An 18825-nucleotide genomic window follows, 5' to 3' on the forward strand; every position below is an offset into this window, starting at 1 on the left:
AGCTCCACGCCCGATGCATACAGGGTGGATTCCAAGGGGTAATTAAGTCGCCAACCCATGCGTAATCCGGGGCCGATGCGGTAACTATTGCGAGTTACCCAACGGGTTTTCGACTTATTAATCCACAGCGGTTTTCAGTAGCCTTTTTCCTTTGCCTATCCAAAGGAATGCCCCCATGCAGGATGCCCCCGCTGTTACTCCCGCCTCATCTTTAGACGACAACAATGAGTTCATTCGCCAGGCTATTCCAGACTGGTTGGTGCAAGCGCCGGCCCACCGGATAGTCGCGCTGAAACAGGCCAGGCTAGAACAGGCGCAGTGGATAGACAGCTTATCGCCGCTGCAGCGAAGAACGTTGAAGGCGTTCAATGAAACCAGTTTCAAATCTCAGCACGCTGTGGATAAACACCTGGCAAATATCCAGGCACTCATGCCGTTCGCCACAGGCCTGCTCAACAGCGCGCTGAAAGAACAATTCAACATCAGCGTGGATGTCGAAGGCACCTATCTTCGTTTGTATGAGCCACTGAAGCTCGGCAAGCTGGGGGTCAAGGCCGGCGAATACAAAGTACTCGAGGTTTCACTGATACAGGCCACCCTGCATAACTTTGAAGCCAGCGAAGGTGAAGACGGCGCATTTGATCCCGCCTCCGGGTTTACCCAACACCCGGACCGGGAGGGTGCGTCTCCCACTATCAGCCAGACGCTGAGAGTGCCCGCCTTTATCAGGTTGTGCCGCACACTGGACGTGGGTGCCCGCTACCAGGCTCACCTCAAGGAAGTATTACTGCCCACCGACGAAGCTGTGGCCGCCCGGTTGCGCGACACCGTGATCACCAGCCAGAAAGACGCCCTCAGGGCCGCGGCGTACCTGGCGTTGCTCAAGCAGGATATTCGCCCGGATGATTTCGTCATGGTGCTTAAGGTTGTCGACGGCGAACGCAACCCCACGCTGGGTGGCAAGCCCGTGTGGTTCAGTTGCCTGAGCGTAATGGACCGCGCGCTGATGGGGAGCGTGGTGTTTATGCCAGTGGAAAAATACCAATACGCCACTGACTTCATCGTCTATCTCCCCCACGATCCGCAGCACCCGCTCAAGCGCTACGACAACCTGGGGGAGCTGAGAGCCGAACTGAACCGTCAGTGGATAACGCGCGATAAAGAACCGAGCGAGCCAGGCAGTAACGACCTCCCGGGGCCCACAAGCTACCAACGCTTTTTCAGCCGGTTTCTCGATGAACACGACAAGCCGGCGTTCTTCAACCGGTTTACGCAACCCGCTGCCGGCTCCACCTCCGTAATCGACACAGTGGCGCGCTCGTCGGTGACCCAAACGATGCTGCACATCGCCTTCCCGGTATTGGCAGATACGGTGCTGCCGCAGAAACTTCCCCCACCGAAAACCGGCTGCAGGGTTGTAAGGACGGACGCTCCCGACCTGTACTTGATGGTGGTCTCAAGACGCGGCCTGTGGGCAGGCAACGTCGATCTGTGGACCAACCTGTTTGAGCATGGGCGCGACAAGGCCCTCAGTGATGCCCGCAACCAGGCAGTGCCCACCGCCGATGTCGACGCCCGGGTGCGCGCACAAAAAATCGCCCATTGGCTGGAAGGCGGCGCGACCGTGATTGGCCTGGCGCTGGCGTTCGTCCCGGTGGTCGGCGAAATCATGCTGGCCGCCATGGCGGGCCAGTTGCTGTATGAGACCTTCGATGGGGTGATGGAATGGAGCGAAGGTGACCGGGAGGCGGCGAAAGACCACTGGTTCGACGTCGCGCAAAACCTGGCAACCCTGGCCTTGACGGTCGGTGCCGGAAAAGGCCTGATGAAACTGACGGCACCGCCAGCGGTGGTACGGGAGCTCAAACCTATTCAACTGCCAGGCGGCGAGCCGCGTCTGTGGAAGCCGGACCTTACGCCCTATCGCAGTGAAGTCGTGCTGCCCAGGAATGCTGCCGTTGATGACCTGGGGTTGCACAGTCACGGCCAACACCCCCTGCTGCCCCTCGACGATCAACTGTACGCGCTCAAACCCGAGCCCGACGGTGACACCTATCGCATACAACACCCCACACGCTCCGACGCCTATGCCCCGCAGGTGGCGCATAACGGCGCGGGCGCCTGGCTGCATGAAGGCGAAGAGCCGCTGACGTGGGACGGCCCGATGCTGATGCGTCGCCTGGGCTACCGCACCCGAGGCTTGAGCGACGCGCAACTGGAACAGGTGCGCTTGGCGAGTGGCACCACCGCCGATCAACTGCGCCAACTGCATGTAGACCTGCAACTGCCGCCCGCCCTGTTGACCGATTGCCTTGAGCGCTTTCGCCTGCATCAGCGACTTGAGACGTTTATCGAGCAAATGGGCAGCGATGATCCGCTGGATTACGCGCAGGCTGACCCGGCGGTCACCGACCGCGTGGTGGCGCAACAAGGCCTGACCTATCCGGCGGTCCTCGATCCTACCCCTCGTGTGCTGGACGAACAGGCGATGCTCTGGCGCCGGGAAGTTGCCCAGGCCGCCAGGGACTGCCGGGCCTCGCTGTTCGACGCGGATTACCGCGCCCATAATCTGGCCCGCTCGCCCCAGGTACAACAGCTCATGGACCTGTTTTCCGGTCTCCCGGCCGAGGTTGCCGGGCAGTTGCTGGAAACGGCCACGGACGCGGATTTAACCGCGCTGAGTGGACATCAGAAGTTGTCACCTCGGCTCACTGCCCTGGCGCGAGAAAGCCAGCAGCAAGTGCGGATGGCAAGGGCCTATGAAGGGTTGTACCTGGATGCATTGGAGAGCCAGGACAGTCGGCGCCTGGCCTTGCATACGTTGCCCAGCTTGCCGGGATGGGACCCAAACCTGCGGGTAGAAATCCGCTTGGGCAGCGAACAGGGTCCGCTGATTGACGCCGTCGGTCCAGTTGCCGACGCGCCGCCGCTGCAACTGGCGATGGGTGAAGACGGATCGTTCGGCACCACCGACCTGTATGGCGCTGTTCTGTCGCGGCTCGAACAAGGCCAGCGCCGCGCGCTGGGCGACGCGGCACGGGACGCCGGCACTTTGAAGCAGCGGGTCCGGCAAGCGCCATTGGCCCGGGATGAGCTACGCTCGGTGCTGCTGGATTACCCGGTGCTGCGCAAACCGTTGGCGGGAAACCAGCGTTTGCCAGGGGGCTCCCCGCTACACAAACTCAATCAACTGCGCAGCACCCATACGCGGGTGCGCAAGCTGTATCCGGGGTTCAACGACGAGCAAGCACACGCCTTCATCGAGACCCTCGGGAGCGATGCCCGCAGTGAATTGACGCGCAGGGAAAACCAGTACGCCACCCTCGACCGCGCGCTCAAGGACTGGGTTAAACGCAGTGCCCGTGAAGAGACGAGCCGGCGTCCATTTGGGGTGGACCCGGGCGGCCGGGAGCGGTCGGCGGCCGATGCGTTGAGGAACTGCTGGCGCCGACAGACCGTGGCCCGTGCCGGGGCCAATAGCGGGCGTCGCCTGGAAATCAGCGCCCAGGTGAACCTGCCCAACGTGAACGCCGACTTTGGCCACGTCGAGGAGTTGGTTCTCGAGCAGGTGAGCTTCACCGAGAGCGCCGGGCAGTTCCTTGGCAACTTCCCCAATCTGAAACGTATGACCCTCAAGCAAGTCGGCGGTATCGGACGCCAGACGCTGACCGAACTGCCCGAAGCAATCACGGCAATGAAGGAGCTGACGCACCTGGACCTGTCCGCCAATGCGATCCGCCTGAGCGAAACCAGCGCCGGCCAACTGGCCGGCCTGAGCCGCCTGGAAGAACTGTCCCTGAACGACAACCCTTTGGGCGCCCTGCCCGATTTCAGCACCCTGCTCCGATTGCGCAAGCTGGAGCTGCGTTACACCCGGATCAACCAGTGGCCCACGGGCCTGCTGGAATTGCCGGAGCTGAGGGAGGTCGACCTGTCCGGCAATCACCTGAGCGCGGTGCCCGACAGCCTGCTCAACCCTGCTCCCGAAAAGGTAGAGGCCAGCATCCGTCTCAACCGCATGACCCGCCTGCGTGACAACCCGTTCACCCCGCGAGCCAATCAACAGATGCGTGCGTACATCACTCGCCTTTCACGAACCCGCCCGGGCTGGCGCAACGGCGGCCAGCCTGGCGCATTCGAAGTCCCCTTGAGCCACACCGACGAAATGCTGCGGGCAAGGGAGCTTTTCCCCGGCTTCAGCGAGGATGAAAACGAGCGACTCGTATTGGATGCAGGCGACGGGGCGCCGGCCGAACTGACACGCCTGGAAGGCCAATGGCAAACCTTGAACAGCCAGCTGGACGCCTGGGCCGCACAACGGTTCCTGGTGGCGGCCGACGACGCCAACCTTCGCGTAGGGGATGCCAGTCACCGCCGGCAATTTGCCCGGAACCTCAAGGAGTGCTGGCGGCGCATGACCCCCAAAGCCCTGGCCCGTGATGGTTCTCCCATCGGTTACACGCTTGAAGCACTCGGTTTGAGCGTCGGTGACTTGCCGGCGCTGGAAGCGGATTTCAGCCACGTAGGGTCAATCAAACTGCAGGGCATGCGATCCCTGTACAGTCTGGATGAGTTTCTCGGCCACTTCAGCCACACCCGTTGGCTCGAACTGTCAAACGGCGAGTTGCGTTCAATCCCGCCCAGCGTTGCCCGGATGAACCGGCTCACCCGCCTGGACCTCAGGGGCAACCGGTTGTCTCTGACCGAGGCCGACGTGGATCTGCTGGAGGGGCTCACCTCACTCAAGACGGTCGACCTGAGCCGCAACCCCCTGGCGCGTACCCCCAACTTCGGTACCCTGCCGAACCTGCGCGGGGTGAATTTGAGAAACACCGGGATCACCGAGTGGCCGCAGGGCCTGGGGCCACATCAGGCGTTGGACACCGTTGACCTGACCGAGAACCGTATCACGCAGTTGCCCGAGTCCCGAGTCAACCCGCCACCCGAGGAGGCCGAGGCAGTCATCCGCGTCAACAACGTCACATTTATCGGCGGTAACCCGCTGACCACAGAAGCCCGCAGGCAGTTGATTGAGTATTGGAACAATGCAACCTTACTCCACCCCGAGGCTGCGGAGCGCCGGCAGGCACACGCGATGCGTTATCGGGCGCCACGGCCCGCGACCGTCGAGGTTCGCACCCCTCAAGAACAGGTGCTGGACGACACACCGGAGCCGGCATACCAGCACTGGATGGACGGTCTGTCACCCGAGGAAATCGACATAAGACGCAGCCTGTGGGAGTCGATTGCCGAAAAACCCGGCGCGCAGATCTTCCTCGACATCCTCGACAACCTTAAAGAATCGGCGGAGTACCGCCGCGGCTACACCGACCTGCAATCACGCCTGTGGCAGCTGCTCGACGCGGCACGGGACGATGGCTTGTGTGAAGAGCTGTTCAACCTGGCGGGTGACCCGCGCTGTGGTGATCGGGCGGCCCTGGTATTCAGTGACATGGAGGTCAAGGTGCTGACGTGGCAAGCCACACAAGGGGCCAGCGATGGCGAGGCGGGACCGGCACTGTACGAGTTGGGCAAGGGCCTCTTTCGCCTGGACGAGGTGGAAAAATCAGCCAGCGGGGAGATTCGGGTTCGAGAAGGCATGATTCGCATGTCGAGCATGACTCCTGAACAAAAAGTCGCCGCCCTGGAAAAACTCGAAGATATTGAAATCCGCCTGGCCTATCGCATGGGCTTGGCACGCCGCCTTGGCCTGCCTGGTCAACCCATTGAGGCCCGCTACCTCGCAACGGGGCAAGTGGCGCCGCAGATACTGGCTAATGTCGCCATCAGAATCGAACGACTGGACAACTCCAAGGCCTTCGTACAATCACTGCTGGGCCGTGAGTTCTGGCAGGCCTTTATCCGCAAGCAGTATGGGGAAGCGTTCAGCGCCCTGAGGGACCACTATGATGTGCGGTTGAATGCGTTATCCGAGGAGCACCTTGCGGGCAGCCTGACTGATGACGAATACACAACCCAGGCTGAAGATGTGCAACTGCAACTGGCCGTGGCGGAAGCGCAAGAGATTCGGTCGCTGACCCTGCGCGACTGGGTACCATGCAAGGAGCGCTGCAACATCGCCTGACGGACTTACGGCGTTTGCACCAACCGCCCCAGCCGCTGCTTAAGCATCTGGTTCTCGGCCCGCAGTTGCTGGACTTCTTCCAGCAGGTCGAGCGCCAGGGCGACGCCTTCCCATTCCAGCTCCAAGTCCTTTTGCAGCGCCGAGGCACGCTTGGCCAGGGCCAGCTCGTAATCGGTAAAGCGCCAGGACTCGGGACTGGTCCCCACCGGTTCAACGATGCCGTGCTCGACGATTTCGATCACGTAGGCCACCGACAGGTCGGTGGCCTCACAGAATTCTGCCATGTTCACTTGAACCAAACGGGGACTGCTCATCGTTAGCTACTCCATGATTCTCTTGGATCGAAGGCGGCTTTTTGTGCCAGTTCCTGCCACAACGCCTTGACCTCGTCGTCGGTGTTTTTCGGCATCACCGCCTTGAGTTGCACAAACAGGTAACCGCGCTGCCCGGCCTTGTTCAACAAGCCATGGCCCTTGGCGCGCATGCGCTGGCCGTTCTGGCTGCCGGCGGGCACCTTGAGGTTGATCTTGCCGGTGAGGGTCGGCACCGCCACTTCCGTGCCCAACGCCAGCTCCCACGGGGCCAGCGGCAGGGTGATGATCAGGTTCTCACCTTCCACATCGAATTTAGGGTGTGGCGCGAACTTGATGATCAAGTACAGATCACCATTGGCACCACCGCCAATCCCCGGCGCGCCCTGGCCCTTGAGGCGGATGCGCTCGCCGTCGGCCACACCGGCCGGGATCTTCACGTTCAGGCTCTTGGTGGTGTTGCTGACGTGCTGGCCGGCCGCGTTGTATTGCGGCACCTGGAAGTTGACCTGCTTGGACTCGTTGGACAGGGTCTCTTCGAGGAAGACCGGCAGTTCCATTTCCACATCTTGCCCCCGGCGCCCGGCGCTACGGCCTTGGGCACCACCAAAACCATTGCCGCGCGAACCGAAGATCGAGCTGAAGAAGTCCGAAAAGTCGCCGGTGTCCTGGCCACCGCCGCCATAGCCACCACGGCTCTGCCAACCTGGCGGGCCCTGGAACGGCTGGCCATGCTGGCCGTATTTGCGCAGATCGTCGTATTCGGCGCGTTTGTCGGCGCTTTTCAGCGCTTCATAGGCTTCGGACGCGTCCTTGAACTTGGCTTCGGCGTCCTTTTCCTTGCTCACGTCCGGGTGATATTTGCGCGCCAGCTTGCGATAGGCGGCCTTGATCGTCTTGTCGTCGGCAGTCGGCTCGACGCCGAGAATCTTGTAATAGTCTTTGAAGTCCATCGGGAGTATCACCGTCCGTTATCGATATCGCACTGCCAGCGTCACAGCATGCGCCTGTTTGCGGCGTCTGGATTGACCGATCTCAATCTTGTGACCGAAGGGTGCGTCAGAAGTTTATCGGCGCTGCGGGCAGAATCCTGCAGCCACCAACCGTATGGGGAGGATTTGGGGGCAAACACCGGGCTTTCAAGGTAACAAGTCCGTTGTATTTAGCGGATAGTCGGCCTACGCATCTGCACGCGGGTGGCATACACTGCGCGGCCGTTTTTCAACCGGAACCCGATTGACATGAAAAACCCATCCCCAGCCCGTGCCTGCGGTATCGACTTCGGCACGTCCAACTCCACCGTCGGCTGGATTCGTCCCGGCATGGAAACGCTTATCGCGCTGGAGGACGACAAGATCACGCTGCCGTCGGTGGTGTTCTTCAACTTCGAAGAGCGCCGCCCGGTGTACGGTCGCCTGGCCCTGCACGAGTACCTGGAAAACTACGAAGGCCGGCTGATGCGCTCGCTCAAGAGCCTGCTGGGTTCCAAGCTGATCAAGCACGACACCAGCGTACTGGGCACGGCCATGCCGTTCACCGACCTGCTGGCGCTGTTTATCGGCCAACTCAAGAGCCGTGCCGAGACCACCGCCGGGCGTGAGTTCGACGAAGTGGTGCTGGGCCGCCCGGTGTTCTTCGTCGACGACGACCCGATGGCCGACCAGGAAGCCGAAAACACCCTGGTGGACGTAGCCCGCAAGATCGGCTTCAAGGACATCTCGTTCCAGTACGAACCGATTGCCGCGGCCTTCGACTACGAGTCCACCATCGAGAAAGAAGAACTGGTGCTGATTGTCGACATCGGCGGGGGTACGTCTGACTTCTCCCTGGTGCGCCTGTCGCCCGAGCGCCGCCAGATCGACAACCGCCACGACGACATCCTCGCCACCGGCGGTGTGCATATCGGCGGTACCGACTTCGACAAGCAACTCTCGCTGGCCGGCATGATGCCGCTGTTCGGCTACGGCAGCCGCATGAAGAGCGGCGCCTACATGCCCACCAGCCACCACATGAACCTGGCGACCTGGCACACCATCAACTCGGTGTACTCGCAGAAATCCAAGCTCGCGCTGGGCAGCATGCGCTACGACATCGAGGACACGGGCGGCATCGACCGGCTGTTCAACCTGATCGAACAGCGCGCCGGGCACTGGTTGGCGATGGAAGTGGAAGAAACCAAGATCCAGCTGACCCAACAGGACAGCCGCCATGTGCTGCTGGACCGGGTCGAACCAGGCTTGAGCGTGGAATTGAGTCGGGCATTGTTCGAGTCGGCCATTGATGGCTTGCTGGAGCGGGTGCGCAACAGCGTGACCCAGTTGCTCAACGATGCCTCGGTGGACGTGGCCCAGGTGGACACAGTGTTCTTTACCGGGGGTTCCAGCGGGATTCCGGCGCTGCGCCACAGCATCTCGGCGATGCTGCCGAATGCGCAGCATGTGGAAGGGAATATCTTTGGCAGTATCGGCAGTGGTCTGGCGATTGAGGCCAGCAAGCGCTACGGCTACTGAGTTTTAGCTGAAACCGTGGCGCGCCCTTCGCGAGCAAGCCCGCTCCCACATTTGACCGAGTTCCAACTTTGGAATGCAGCCGAATGTGGGAGCGGGCTTGCTCGCGAAGGGGCCAGTCCAGGCAACATCAATGCCTAAACCATCCCCGCCAGCTTCAACTCACTCTTCAAGTACGCATAATAAATCGGCCCCGCCACCACCCCCGGCAGGCCGAAGGCGGCTTCGAACACCAGCATCGCCAACAGCAATTCCCACGACTTGGCACTGATCTGCCCACCGACGATCCGCGCGTTGAGGAAGTACTCGACCTTGTGGATCACAATCAGGTAGCCCAACGCCGCCACCGCCACCCAAATCGACAGCGACAGAGCCACGATGGTGATCAGGGTGTTGGACATCAGGTTGCCGATCACCGGCAACAGGCCCAGCAGGAACGTCAGCACGATCAACGTCTTGGTCAGCGGCAGGTGAATCCCGCACAGCGGCAGCACCACCGCGAGGAAGATCGCGGTGAACGCGGTGTTCAGCGCAGCGATCTTGATCTGGGCGAAGACGATGTTGCGAAAGGCCTGGACCAGCAGGTGCAGGCGGTCGAACAACGCGGCCGCCAGGGGTTTGCGCTTGGTGAGGTCCGGCACCCGCTGCAGGGCGATGATCGCGCCCAACACCATGCCGATGAGCAAGGTCACGAACATGTGCGCGGCGTCTTTGCCCACCAACTGCAATTCGCTGAGGTGTTTGCTCAGCCATTCGCCGATGGCCACGCGGAACTCTGCGGCGCTGGCCGGCAAGTACGCGTCGAGAAACGGCGGCAACTGGCCGCGGGCTCGGTCGACCACGCCCATGAATTTATCCAGGGAAGCCCCCGGGTTTTCCGCTTCGTGCAGCAGGAAGCTGATGGCCCCGGCAAAGATCAGGGTCAGGATGCTGACGATCAAAGTCCCGAGCAACGCCACTGCCAACCAGCGCGCCCGCCGGCCTTCGATTAATCGCTGCAACTGCGGGGTGAGCATGTTGACCAGCTCATACACCAGCAGCCCGGCCAGCAGGCTCGGCAGCAACTTCAACGGCAAAACCAGCAGCAGCCCGCCAAAAATCAGCACGCAACTGACCAACAACAACACGTGACGCTGAGAAAACGTTGGCATACAGCCTCAAAACGAACGGCGTTAAAGGATGGGCAGTCTGCCAGCCTTGGGTGAATCAAGCGAGAAGTCTAAACCCGGCCCAATGTGGGAGCTGGCTTGCCCGCGATAGCGGTGGGTCAGTCAACGAAGGCATCGACTGTCAGGTCGCAATCGCAGGCAAGCCAGCTCCCACAGGGTTCTGCATCATTATTTCTTCAGACAGGTGCTCATAAACGTTTTACGTGCATCGCCGGTCAGCGCCTGGGTTTTCGCCGTGGCGTTGCAGTCTTTCATTTTTTGCTGCTGTGGCGTAAGGGTCTTGGCGTCGTTGGCAGCCGGGGCGGCCTTGAGGCAGGTGCTCATGAATGCCTTGCGATCATCACCGGTTTTGCCACTGGTCTTGGCTTCGGCGTTGCAAGTGGTCATTTTTTGTTGCTGAGCCGTCTGTGCGGCAGTCGCGGCAAAGCCTTGGGAACACAACAGCAAGCCCATCATCAACAGCGGAATACGCAGCATCTTCATGGAGTTTTCTCCCTGTTACCGTGCCGAGGGGCACGGCCTCCCCAGCAGTGTAGTCAAACCCTGTTACACGTTCACCTGCTACGAATATTCGTCCGACGGTACTGCTCCGGCGTGCAGCCGGCCTGGCGCTGAAACATCGCGATAAACGCCGAGGCGGTGCTGTAGCCCAGGTCAAAGGCCACTTCCTGGACGCTGCGCGGGCTGTCCAGCGCTTCGATGGACGCGAGGAAACGCAGGCGTTGGCGCCATTCGCCGAAACTCATCCCTAGCTCACGCACGAATTGCCGGGCCAGGGTGCGCTCACTGACATGTACCTGCTCCGCCCACTGGGCCAGCGCACGGTTATTCCCGGGATCGGCCTGCATACCCTCCAGCACGCTGAGTAACCCGGGATGGCTGGCGTACGGCAGGAAACAATCGTGCACCGGGGCCTGCCGAAGCTGGTCCACCAGCACCTGGGCCAGGCGCACATCGGCTTCATTCTCAGGAATGTTGACGTCACGCTCGGCAAAATCACTGAGGATCGCCTTGAGGATATCGCTGATGGTCAGGGTGCACGGCTGCGCCGGCAATTGCTCGCACAAGGCGGGCGCCAGATATACCGAGCGGTAGACGATCGCCTGGGCATTGTAGGAACTGTGCTGGGTGTTTGGCGGAATCCACACCGCGTACTGCGGCGGCGACATGAAGCGGCTGCCGGCCACTTCAAAACGCATCACGCCTCGGGCCGAGTAGTCCAGGGAACCCCAGGCATGCTGGTGCGCACTGGCATGGGTGTCGGCCTCGAATTCCGAATAGCGGAAATACACCGGGGACGGCAACTGGTCGAAATCGGGAAGGTTGATGTACTTCTTCGGCATATTGTCTGGATACAAAGGTCGGATGGCTGGATCGAAGTATAGGCTTCGATCCAGACAAAGGATAATCGCCGCTCATAGACGCAACAGGCTCCTTTCGATGCAATACGCTTATCCGTTACTGGCCATTTTTATCTGGGCCGGCAATACCGTGGTCAACAAACTCGCGGTGGGGACGATTTTCCCTGCCGAGATCGGCTTTTATCGCTGGCTGCTGGCGGGCGTGCTGTTTACCCCGTTCATGCTTAAACCCGTCATCGCCAATTGGTCGCTGATTCGCCCCAACCTGGGCAAGATCTTCATCCTCGGCGTGCTGGGCATGGCGGTGTATCAGAGCCTGGCGTATTACGCCGCGAACCTGACCTCGGCCACCAACATGGGCATCATCCTGTCGCTGATGCCGCTGATGGCCCTCACCGCCGCCATCATCAGCCTTGGCCAACGCCTGACCTTAGGCGCCCTGACCGGTGCCGTGCTGTCGTTCGCCGGCGTGGTGGTGGTGGTTTCCGCCGGCAGTCTCAGCGCGCTACTGCAACACGGGCTGAACATGGGTGACGCGATGATGCTGGTGGCCACGCTGGCCTACGCGGTCTACAGCACCCTGCTGAAAAAATGGCAGCTGCGTTTGCCGCCGCTGGTGTTGCTGTATTTGCAGGTGCTGGTGGCAGTGGTGGTGCTGTTTCCACTGTTCCTGCTCTCCGACAAGGCCGGCCTTGGCTGGTCGAATATCCCGCTGGTGCTGTACGCCTGCCTGTTGGCCTCGATGCTCGCGCCGTTGGCGTGGATGCATTCGGTGAAGACCCTCGGCCCAAGCCGCACCACGCTGTTTTTCAACCTGCTGCCGTTGATTACCGCGTTGATTGCCGCCGTGGTGTTGAAGGAGCAACTGGCGATGTATCACCTGGTGGGCGGCTTGCTGACCTTGGGCGGGGTGATTTTGTCGGAGCGCTGGACGACACCGGTTCGCAGCAATGTCGGCGCGCCTGAAGCTACTTGAGCCCCACCACGCCGGCGACGATCAAGCCCACCGACAGCAGCTTGATCAGCGTCAGGCTCTCCCCCAACAGCGCAAACCCGAGAAACACCGTGCCCAGTGAACCAATGGCGGTCCAGATCGGGTAGGCCACGCTCACCGGCAACTCACGCATGGCCAGGGTCAGGAAGTAGATCCCGCCCACGGCCGCGATGACGGTGACCAGCGATGGCCACAGCCGGGTGAAACCGTCGGCGTACTTCATGCCCATGGCGAACGTCACCTCAAACCCGGCAGCGATCAGCAGGAAGAGCCAGGACACCTCAGAAGCTCCCGGCCAGATCGCGCAGTTGGCCTTCGACCGCATCGCAGGAGCGACGGAACACGCTCGGGTCGGACTCCTCGCCCTCTGCGGCGATCACTGTGACGTCTTCAATGCCGATAAACCCCAGCGCGGTCCGCAGGTGCGGATCGGCGTGGTTCATCGCCTCGTTTTCCCCGCCCGGGCCAAAGCCGCTGCCGCCGCGACTGGTGATGATCAGCGCCTTTTTGCCCAACAGCAACGGCTGGTAGTGGGCGATGCCCTGGCTGTCCTGAGTGATATCTACGGTGTGGCCCATGCGCACGATCTGGTCGATCCAGGCCTTGAGGCCGCTGGGAATCCCGAAGTTGTACATCGGCACGGAAATCACCAGCAGTTCGTGCTCGACCAGCTCGGCCACCAGTTCATTGCTCAGTTGCAAATCGGCGCGCATGGACAACGGCATTGCCTGCGGCTCCGGGTGGAAGCTGGCGGCAATGAACGCTTCGCTGACGTGGGGGATAGATGCCCGGCCCACTTCGCGGCGGGTCAGCTGCGCGTCGGGATTGGCGGTGTGCCAGGCGACCAGGAACACCTCGGCCAGGCGCCGGGAGTGGGAACGTTCGCCGCGGGGGCTGGAATGGATCGCAAGCATTTTTTTCATCTGTTGGCCTTCACACGCTAGACTCAGGCAACCTGAATGGCTGCCTCTGTTACGCACAAATCTAGAGTCGAGCGGCCTTCCTCACAAATGAGCAATAATTGTTTTGGATGAACTGAATTCATCCATGGAGCCTCACATGTTTGCCTCGCTGCCCCTGACCGCCCTGCGCGCCTTTGAATCGGCCTCGCGCCTGCTGAGCTTCAAGGCCGCCGCCCAGGAGTTGTCGGTAACGCCGACGGCGGTGTCCCATCAGATTCGCTCATTGGAAACCTGGCTCGGCGTGCAGCTGTTCGAGCGCCTGCCGCGCCAGGTGCGCCTGACGGAACGCGGCGAGCGCCTGTTCCACAGCCTGCATGGCGCCCTGCTGGACGTCGCGCAAAGCGTCGATACCCTGCGCCCGCAACGCAGCGCCGGCAATCTCACCTTATCCACCACGCCGGCGTTCGCTGCCCTGTGGCTGGTGCCGCGACTCGGCCGCTTCTATGCCGCCCATCCGGATATCAGCCTGCGTCTGGACACCAACTGCGCCGTCGTCGATTTGCAGCAGGACGCCAGCGTCGACCTGGTGATCCGCTACAGCATCGACGACTACACAAACCTCTACGGCTTGTGCCTGTTCGATGAGTGTTTTGCCGTGTATGGCTCCCCCGAACAAGTCGCCCTGGCGCGCGAGCGCACCCCGACCCTGATCAGCGTGCGCTGGCACAACTCCAAGCTGTACGCCCTGGGCTGGCAGGCCTGGTGCGAAAAAGCCGGGGAAGATTGGTTGCAATCCGCTTCGCCACTGCGCGAATACGACGAAGAACACTACGCCTTGCAAGCAGCGATTGCCGGCCAGGGCCTGGTATTGGCGAGCAATATCCTGGTCTCGGAAAGCGTCGCCAGCGGGTTGCTGGTGCCTTACCGGCCACAGATCCGCGTCAACGGCGCCGGCTACAGCGCCCTGTGCGTGCCGGGGCGTGAACGGCATCCGCCGGTCCGGGCGTTTTTTGAGTGGTTGCAGGAGGAAGCGCGGCTGTCGGGACACACGCTGGAAAATCCGATAAAACTTTTCGGGTTGCCTGGGACTCACAACCAGTGAGCGATCACGCCGACAGAGCGTGGCGCAAAACCGGATTAGTACCAGGAGAATGAGATGACTGACTCACATTTGTCTGACGTAGCCACTTTACGTGACCGCGCCCGCAAGAACGTCGAAAACGGTGCCGTGACTGAAGGCTATGACGCCGACCGCCAGGAAATCCTGCGTCTGCTCAACGAATCACTGGCCACCGAACTGGTGTGTGTGCTGCGCTACAAGCGCCACTACTTCATGGCCAATGGCGTCAAGGCGCATGTCGCCGCCGAGGAATTCCTCGAGCACGCGACCCAGGAAGCCGAACACGCCGACAAGCTGGCCGAGCGCATCGTGCAGTTGGGCGGCGAGCCGGAGTTCAACCCCGACCTGCTGTCGAAAAACTCCCACGCGCAGTACGTGGCCGGCAATACGCTGAAGGAAATGGTCTACGAAGACCTGGTGGCCGAGCGCATCGCGGTGGACAGCTATCGCGAGATCATCCAGTACATCGGCGACAAAGACCCGACCACTCGCCGGATCTTCGAAGAGATCCTGGCCCAGGAAGAAGAACACGCCGACGACATGGCGGATATTCTGAAGGACCTGTAACTAACACAGCTCACACCGCAAAACCCATGTGGGAGCGGGCTTGCTCGCGAAGGCGGTGGATCAGTCGGCACATTCTTGACTGATCCACCGCCTTCGCGAGCAAGCCCGCTCCCACATTTGGTTCCCGGTTTTGTCAGCTAGCCCTTCACTGTTTTAGGTGCCTTGCCTTCCTTCATCTGTTGCAGCAACGGCGCACACTGGTTCGGCTCATCGCCGCTCGGCGCCACCAGCGCCAGCAAACCCGCCGCCGGGCCGGCAATCACACCCAGTGCAACCATACCCGCACCACGCAACATCAGCGGCACCGCCTTCACACCAGCGTTGGGCTTGATAAACGGCCCGTTGACGTACAACGGCGAGCGCAGGGAGAACAGGCGGAAGCCTTTGGACTCTGGGGTAATCGTCAGGTCAAGCTGCTCGCTGGCCATATTCGCGGTGCCATCGATGTAGATGATCGCGTTCTCGGTATCGAACACAAACAGGCGAGTCGTCGCCAGGCCCGACTTGATACCGAAGTCTGCGGCCGCACAGTTGATCTTCACTTCCTTATCGCCAAACAGGCGGCCGACCACGTAGTTGCCGACGTTGAGCCCGGCTATTTCCATCAGTCCGCGGCTGATGGCGCCGTCGTTGATCAACATCTTCAGATCGCCATTCGACGTGCCGAGCAATGCGGCTACAGAATTGCCGCGCCCGGAAATATCCGCATCGCCGTTGAGTTCACCGAAGCTGGTTTTCATCGGTTCAAAGGTTGGGAACAACTGCTTGAGCTTGAAGTTACGTGCGGTGAGTTTCGCCTGGCCTTCCATCGGCGTAGTACGCCCGTTAAGGCGAATCTGCGCGTCGAGCTTGCCACCGGCCACGCCGAAACGCAGGGGCTCCAGGCTCAACTGGCCGTCGTTCAACACCAGGTGGGTGTAAAGATCGGTGAACGGCAATTCGGCACTGTGGACGATGCGCTTGCCGGTGAATTCAACGTCGGCATCCATGTCGCGCCAGCGTTCGGTGCGGAACTCTTCCACCGGCAACACCTTGGTCGCCGGCTGCTTGCTTTCGCCGCCACGGGCTTTTTGCTTGGCGTTGGAGTCGGCGCCAATCAGCGGCGCCAGGTCGGTCATCAACAACTGGTTGGAGACCAGCGCACCGGTGAGTTTGGGCCGCGGCTGGCTGGCGACGTAGCCGAGGTTGCCGTGGATGTCGCTGTTGCCGATCTTACCGTTGAAGTTTTCATACTGGAACGACGCGCCACTGGCCTCATGCAGCTTGGCGATCAGGTGGCCGTCAGTGGAATAGGCCGGCGAATCCGGCAAGGTCACGCCGGTGAGTGGGTAGAGATTGCCCAGGCTGCTGCCGGAGAGTTTGAGGCGCAGATCGAGGGCGCCGAGGTTCATCGGGTCGGTCAGGGTGCCGGCCAGCGCGATGCTGGTGTCGCCGATCCTGGCCTGGGCTTGCAGCGGGAACGGCTTGGCCGCGTCCTGCAACGCCAGCAGGCCACCGATCTTGCCGGTGCCATCGAGCTTCTGGCCGTGGTACTGGCCTTTGACCTTGAGGCCGAACGCGTAATCCTGCGGCGCCGAGCCTTTTTCCAGGGCCTTCTTGGCGTCGGCGTCCCCGACTATTTCGCCGAAGGGAATTGGCTTGCCGAGCAAATCAATCACTACGTCGAGTTGGGTCTTGAGGGTTTGGTCGTCGAGGGTCACGTGGCCTTTGTCGAAGCCGATGGCGCCGATGTCCACCACCCAGTTGGAGGGTTCGGCATTCGGGTCCTTGGGGTCGAACTTGAAGGTCCAGTTGGCGCGGCCATCGGCCAGGCGCTGCAATTGCGCACTCGGTTCGGTGAGGTCGATACGCGGGATCACCACGCGCTGGGCCAGCAACGCCAGGGGCGAGATGCGTAATTCCACGCGCTTGAGGGTGACCATCTGCGGGGTTTTCGACCAATCGGGGTTGCCCAGGGTCAGGTCCTCGGCAATCACATGGGGCCACGGAATCCAGGCGCGCCAGCCGCCTTCATCGGGCTCACGCTGCCACACCACTGCCAGGTTGCCATTGATGGCAAACGGTCGATGCAGCTCTTCGGAGACCTTGGCGTTGAGCGGCGGCTTGATCCGGTTCCAGTCAAAGAACACCAGGACCAACACCACAATGGCGATTAACAAAACGAAGCTGGCGCAGCTCCAGGCGAGAATTTTACGAGTGCGCGTCATTGCACAGGACTCCAGGTTACGACTGAGCGGGCGCATTGGGGCGCACGTTTTGACTACAGCTTATATGGCTACGACTGACAAACGGCACGGGGGTTTAACCCCATTGATGAATTAGCGGTAAAAACCGCCTTTCCTGACCAATCAGACAATTTCAATCATCAACCACGCACCGTTGTTACCCACGATCGTGTCGAAAATACCCACCTCGGTGCAAAAGCGCGGGCTTGAGACCTGCGAGATAGAGCCCTCGCAGGGAACAATCAATTCTGTTGATTATTACCATTGTGTTTATGAACTTTTATATCGACTTATCAAGAGTAGCATTAGCCCTGTACCCAATTTATCGCCCTCCCAAGGAGCAACCCATCATGAAACGCCAATTACTCGCAAGCTTTGTACTTTCCGTCCTGGCCACCAGCGCATTTGCCCTGCCAGCTGCTGAACAGGCCACCCCACAAGTGAAAGCCGATGCTTCCCACTTCAGCCAAACCCTGGCTCGCAGCGGTGCTTCGGACAAGAACAACACCGACTACAACGGCAGCATCACTGAAAACGGTTCGGAACAAGCCAACAAACGTGCTTACACCGAAGGCGTCGCTGAAGGTGGCCGTGATCGTCTGGAACAGAAAGGTCTGGTTGAAGGTGGCGCTGATCGCCTGATGGAACGCAACGCTGTTGCCGAAGGTGGCCGTGATCGCCTGGAACAGAAAGGTCTGGTTGAAGGCGGTGCTGAACAAGCCAACGAACGCGCCTACGCCGGTTCCGTAGCTGAAGGCGGTGCTGACCGTCTGGCAGAACTGCATCAAGCACAGAGCTAAGCCCGTGCTGGCCCTGGAAAAAAGCCCGATCACCCGATCGGGCTTTGACTTTGTGTGAACCGCAACGCCCTTCTCCCTTTTGAAGTTCGACGCTGGCAAAGCTGATTTGCTAGAGTGCGTCGCTGTCCTTGTCCACAAAGCCCGCCTGCCAATGCTGCCCCGTGCCGAACAGAAGCAACAGACCCGACTCGCCCTGATGGACGCAGCCCGCCATCTGATGGAGTGTGGCCGTGGGTTCGGCAGCCTGAGCCTGCGTGAAGTGGCCAAGACCGCCGGCATCGTGCCCACCGGTTTCTACCGTCACTTTGCCGATATGGATCAGTTGGGCCTGGTATTGGTCAGTGAAGTCGGCCAGACCTTTCGCGCGACGATTCGCCTGGTGCGCCACAATGAATTCGTGATGGGCGGCATCATTGATGCCTCGGTACGGATTTTCCTGGATGTGGTCGCCGCCAACCGTTCGCAATTCCTGTTTCTGGCCCGCGAGCAATACGGTGGCAGCCTCGCCGTGCGCCAAGCCATTGGTGCCCTGCGCGAAGACATCACCAGCGACCTCGCCGCCGACCTGACCCTGATGCCCAAGCTCCAGCACCTGGATGCCGACGGTTTACACGTAATGGCCGACCTGATCGTCAAGAGCGTGTTCGCCACCCTGCCCGACATCATCGACCCGCCCGCCGAAGCGCTGCCTGCGCACCTCACGCCTCAAGCCAAGATCACCCAGCAACTGCGCTTTATCTTCATTGGCCTCAAGCATTGGCAAGGCTTGGGCAGCACTGAATAA

General features: G+C 60.9%; 15 protein-coding genes. 7 read left to right on the plus strand and 8 right to left on the minus strand.

All coding sequences use genetic code 11. The annotated features are described in order from the left end of the window. Window positions 1-175 precede the first annotated feature (175 nt). Window positions 176-6085: an NEL-type E3 ubiquitin ligase domain-containing protein gene (locus BLU46_RS13200; RefSeq protein ID WP_093202288.1), complete on the plus strand. Its 5910-nt coding sequence runs from the start codon at window positions 176-178 to the stop codon at window positions 6083-6085. A 5-nt stretch (window positions 6086-6090) separates the two neighbouring features. Here BLU46_RS13200 and BLU46_RS13205 read toward each other — a convergent pair whose 3' ends face one another. Next, a complete protein-coding gene (locus BLU46_RS13205; RefSeq protein ID WP_003217397.1) occupies window positions 6091-6399 on the minus strand; it encodes a chaperone modulator CbpM in 309 nt (102 codons plus the stop codon). 2 nt (window positions 6400-6401) lie between these two features. Next, window positions 6402-7349: a DnaJ C-terminal domain-containing protein gene (locus tag BLU46_RS13210; RefSeq protein WP_003217399.1), complete on the minus strand. Its 948-nt coding sequence runs from the start codon at window positions 7347-7349 to the stop codon at window positions 6402-6404. 288 nt (window positions 7350-7637) lie between these two features. Here BLU46_RS13210 and BLU46_RS13215 point away from each other — a divergent pair, with 288 nt between their 5' ends. Further along, entirely contained in the window at window positions 7638-8906 is a 1269-nt protein-coding gene (locus BLU46_RS13215) for an Hsp70 family protein (protein ID WP_093202293.1), read from the plus strand. Window positions 8907-9040: 134 nt separating this feature from the next. On the opposite strand, the gene BLU46_RS13220 is transcribed toward BLU46_RS13215, so the two are convergent. The 3 genes from BLU46_RS13220 to BLU46_RS13230 all read right to left on the minus strand — a co-directional run bounded on the left by BLU46_RS13220 (window position 9041) and on the right by BLU46_RS13230 (window position 11415). Beyond that, window positions 9041-10054 (minus strand): AI-2E family transporter, encoded by a 1014-nt coding sequence (locus tag BLU46_RS13220; protein ID WP_003217402.1) that lies wholly within the window; start codon window positions 10052-10054, stop codon window positions 9041-9043. Window positions 10055-10240: 186 nt separating this feature from the next. Next, window positions 10241-10555: a PsiF family protein gene (locus BLU46_RS13225; protein ID WP_017478381.1), complete on the minus strand. Its 315-nt coding sequence runs from the start codon at window positions 10553-10555 to the stop codon at window positions 10241-10243. Between the two features lie 71 nt (window positions 10556-10626). Further along, window positions 10627-11415, minus strand: a complete 789-nt coding sequence (locus BLU46_RS13230; RefSeq protein WP_063033362.1) for an AraC family transcriptional regulator — start codon at window positions 11413-11415, stop codon at window positions 10627-10629. A gap of 97 nt (window positions 11416-11512) precedes the next feature. Here BLU46_RS13230 and BLU46_RS13235 point away from each other — a divergent pair, with 97 nt between their 5' ends. Then, window positions 11513-12409: a DMT family transporter gene (locus tag BLU46_RS13235; RefSeq protein WP_093202297.1), complete on the plus strand. Its 897-nt coding sequence runs from the start codon at window positions 11513-11515 to the stop codon at window positions 12407-12409. On the opposite strand, the gene BLU46_RS13240 is transcribed toward BLU46_RS13235, so the two are convergent. Continuing rightward, entirely contained in the window at window positions 12402-12707 is a 306-nt protein-coding gene (locus tag BLU46_RS13240) for a DMT family transporter (RefSeq protein ID WP_063033364.1), read from the minus strand. The two genes, BLU46_RS13235 and BLU46_RS13240, sit on opposite strands and share 8 nt — an antisense overlap. 1 nt (window position 12708) lies before the next feature. Then, complete coding sequence (locus tag BLU46_RS13245) at window positions 12709-13350, minus strand: FMN-dependent NADH-azoreductase (RefSeq protein ID WP_063033365.1); 642 nt, start codon at window positions 13348-13350, stop codon at window positions 12709-12711. A gap of 124 nt (window positions 13351-13474) precedes the next feature. On the opposite strand from BLU46_RS13245, the gene BLU46_RS13250 reads away from it, so the two are divergent. Then, entirely contained in the window at window positions 13475-14431 is a 957-nt protein-coding gene (locus BLU46_RS13250; RefSeq protein ID WP_172834534.1) for a LysR substrate-binding domain-containing protein, read from the plus strand. A 54-nt stretch (window positions 14432-14485) separates the two neighbouring features. Continuing rightward, a complete protein-coding gene (locus BLU46_RS13255) occupies window positions 14486-15016 on the plus strand; it encodes a ferritin-like domain-containing protein (protein ID WP_017478375.1) in 531 nt (176 codons plus the stop codon). 137 nt (window positions 15017-15153) lie between these two features. Here the strand turns inward: BLU46_RS13255 and BLU46_RS13260 are convergent, their stop codons facing one another. Then, a complete protein-coding gene (locus tag BLU46_RS13260) occupies window positions 15154-17223 on the minus strand; it encodes an AsmA family protein (protein ID WP_093202306.1) in 2070 nt (689 codons plus the stop codon). Window positions 17224-17591: 368 nt separating this feature from the next. Here BLU46_RS13260 and BLU46_RS13265 point away from each other — a divergent pair, with 368 nt between their 5' ends. Together BLU46_RS13265 and BLU46_RS13270 are read left to right on the plus strand one after the other, a co-directional pair. Next, on the plus strand, window positions 17592-18041 hold the full coding sequence (locus tag BLU46_RS13265) for a hypothetical protein (RefSeq protein ID WP_063033368.1): 450 nt from the start codon (window positions 17592-17594) through the stop codon (window positions 18039-18041). A gap of 151 nt (window positions 18042-18192) precedes the next feature. Then, window positions 18193-18825, plus strand: a complete 633-nt coding sequence (locus BLU46_RS13270) for a TetR family transcriptional regulator (protein ID WP_017478372.1) — start codon at window positions 18193-18195, stop codon at window positions 18823-18825.

It is taken from the genome of Pseudomonas yamanorum (assembly GCF_900105735.1).
GTDB classification, from domain to species: Bacteria; Pseudomonadota; Gammaproteobacteria; order Pseudomonadales; family Pseudomonadaceae; genus Aquipseudomonas; species Aquipseudomonas yamanorum.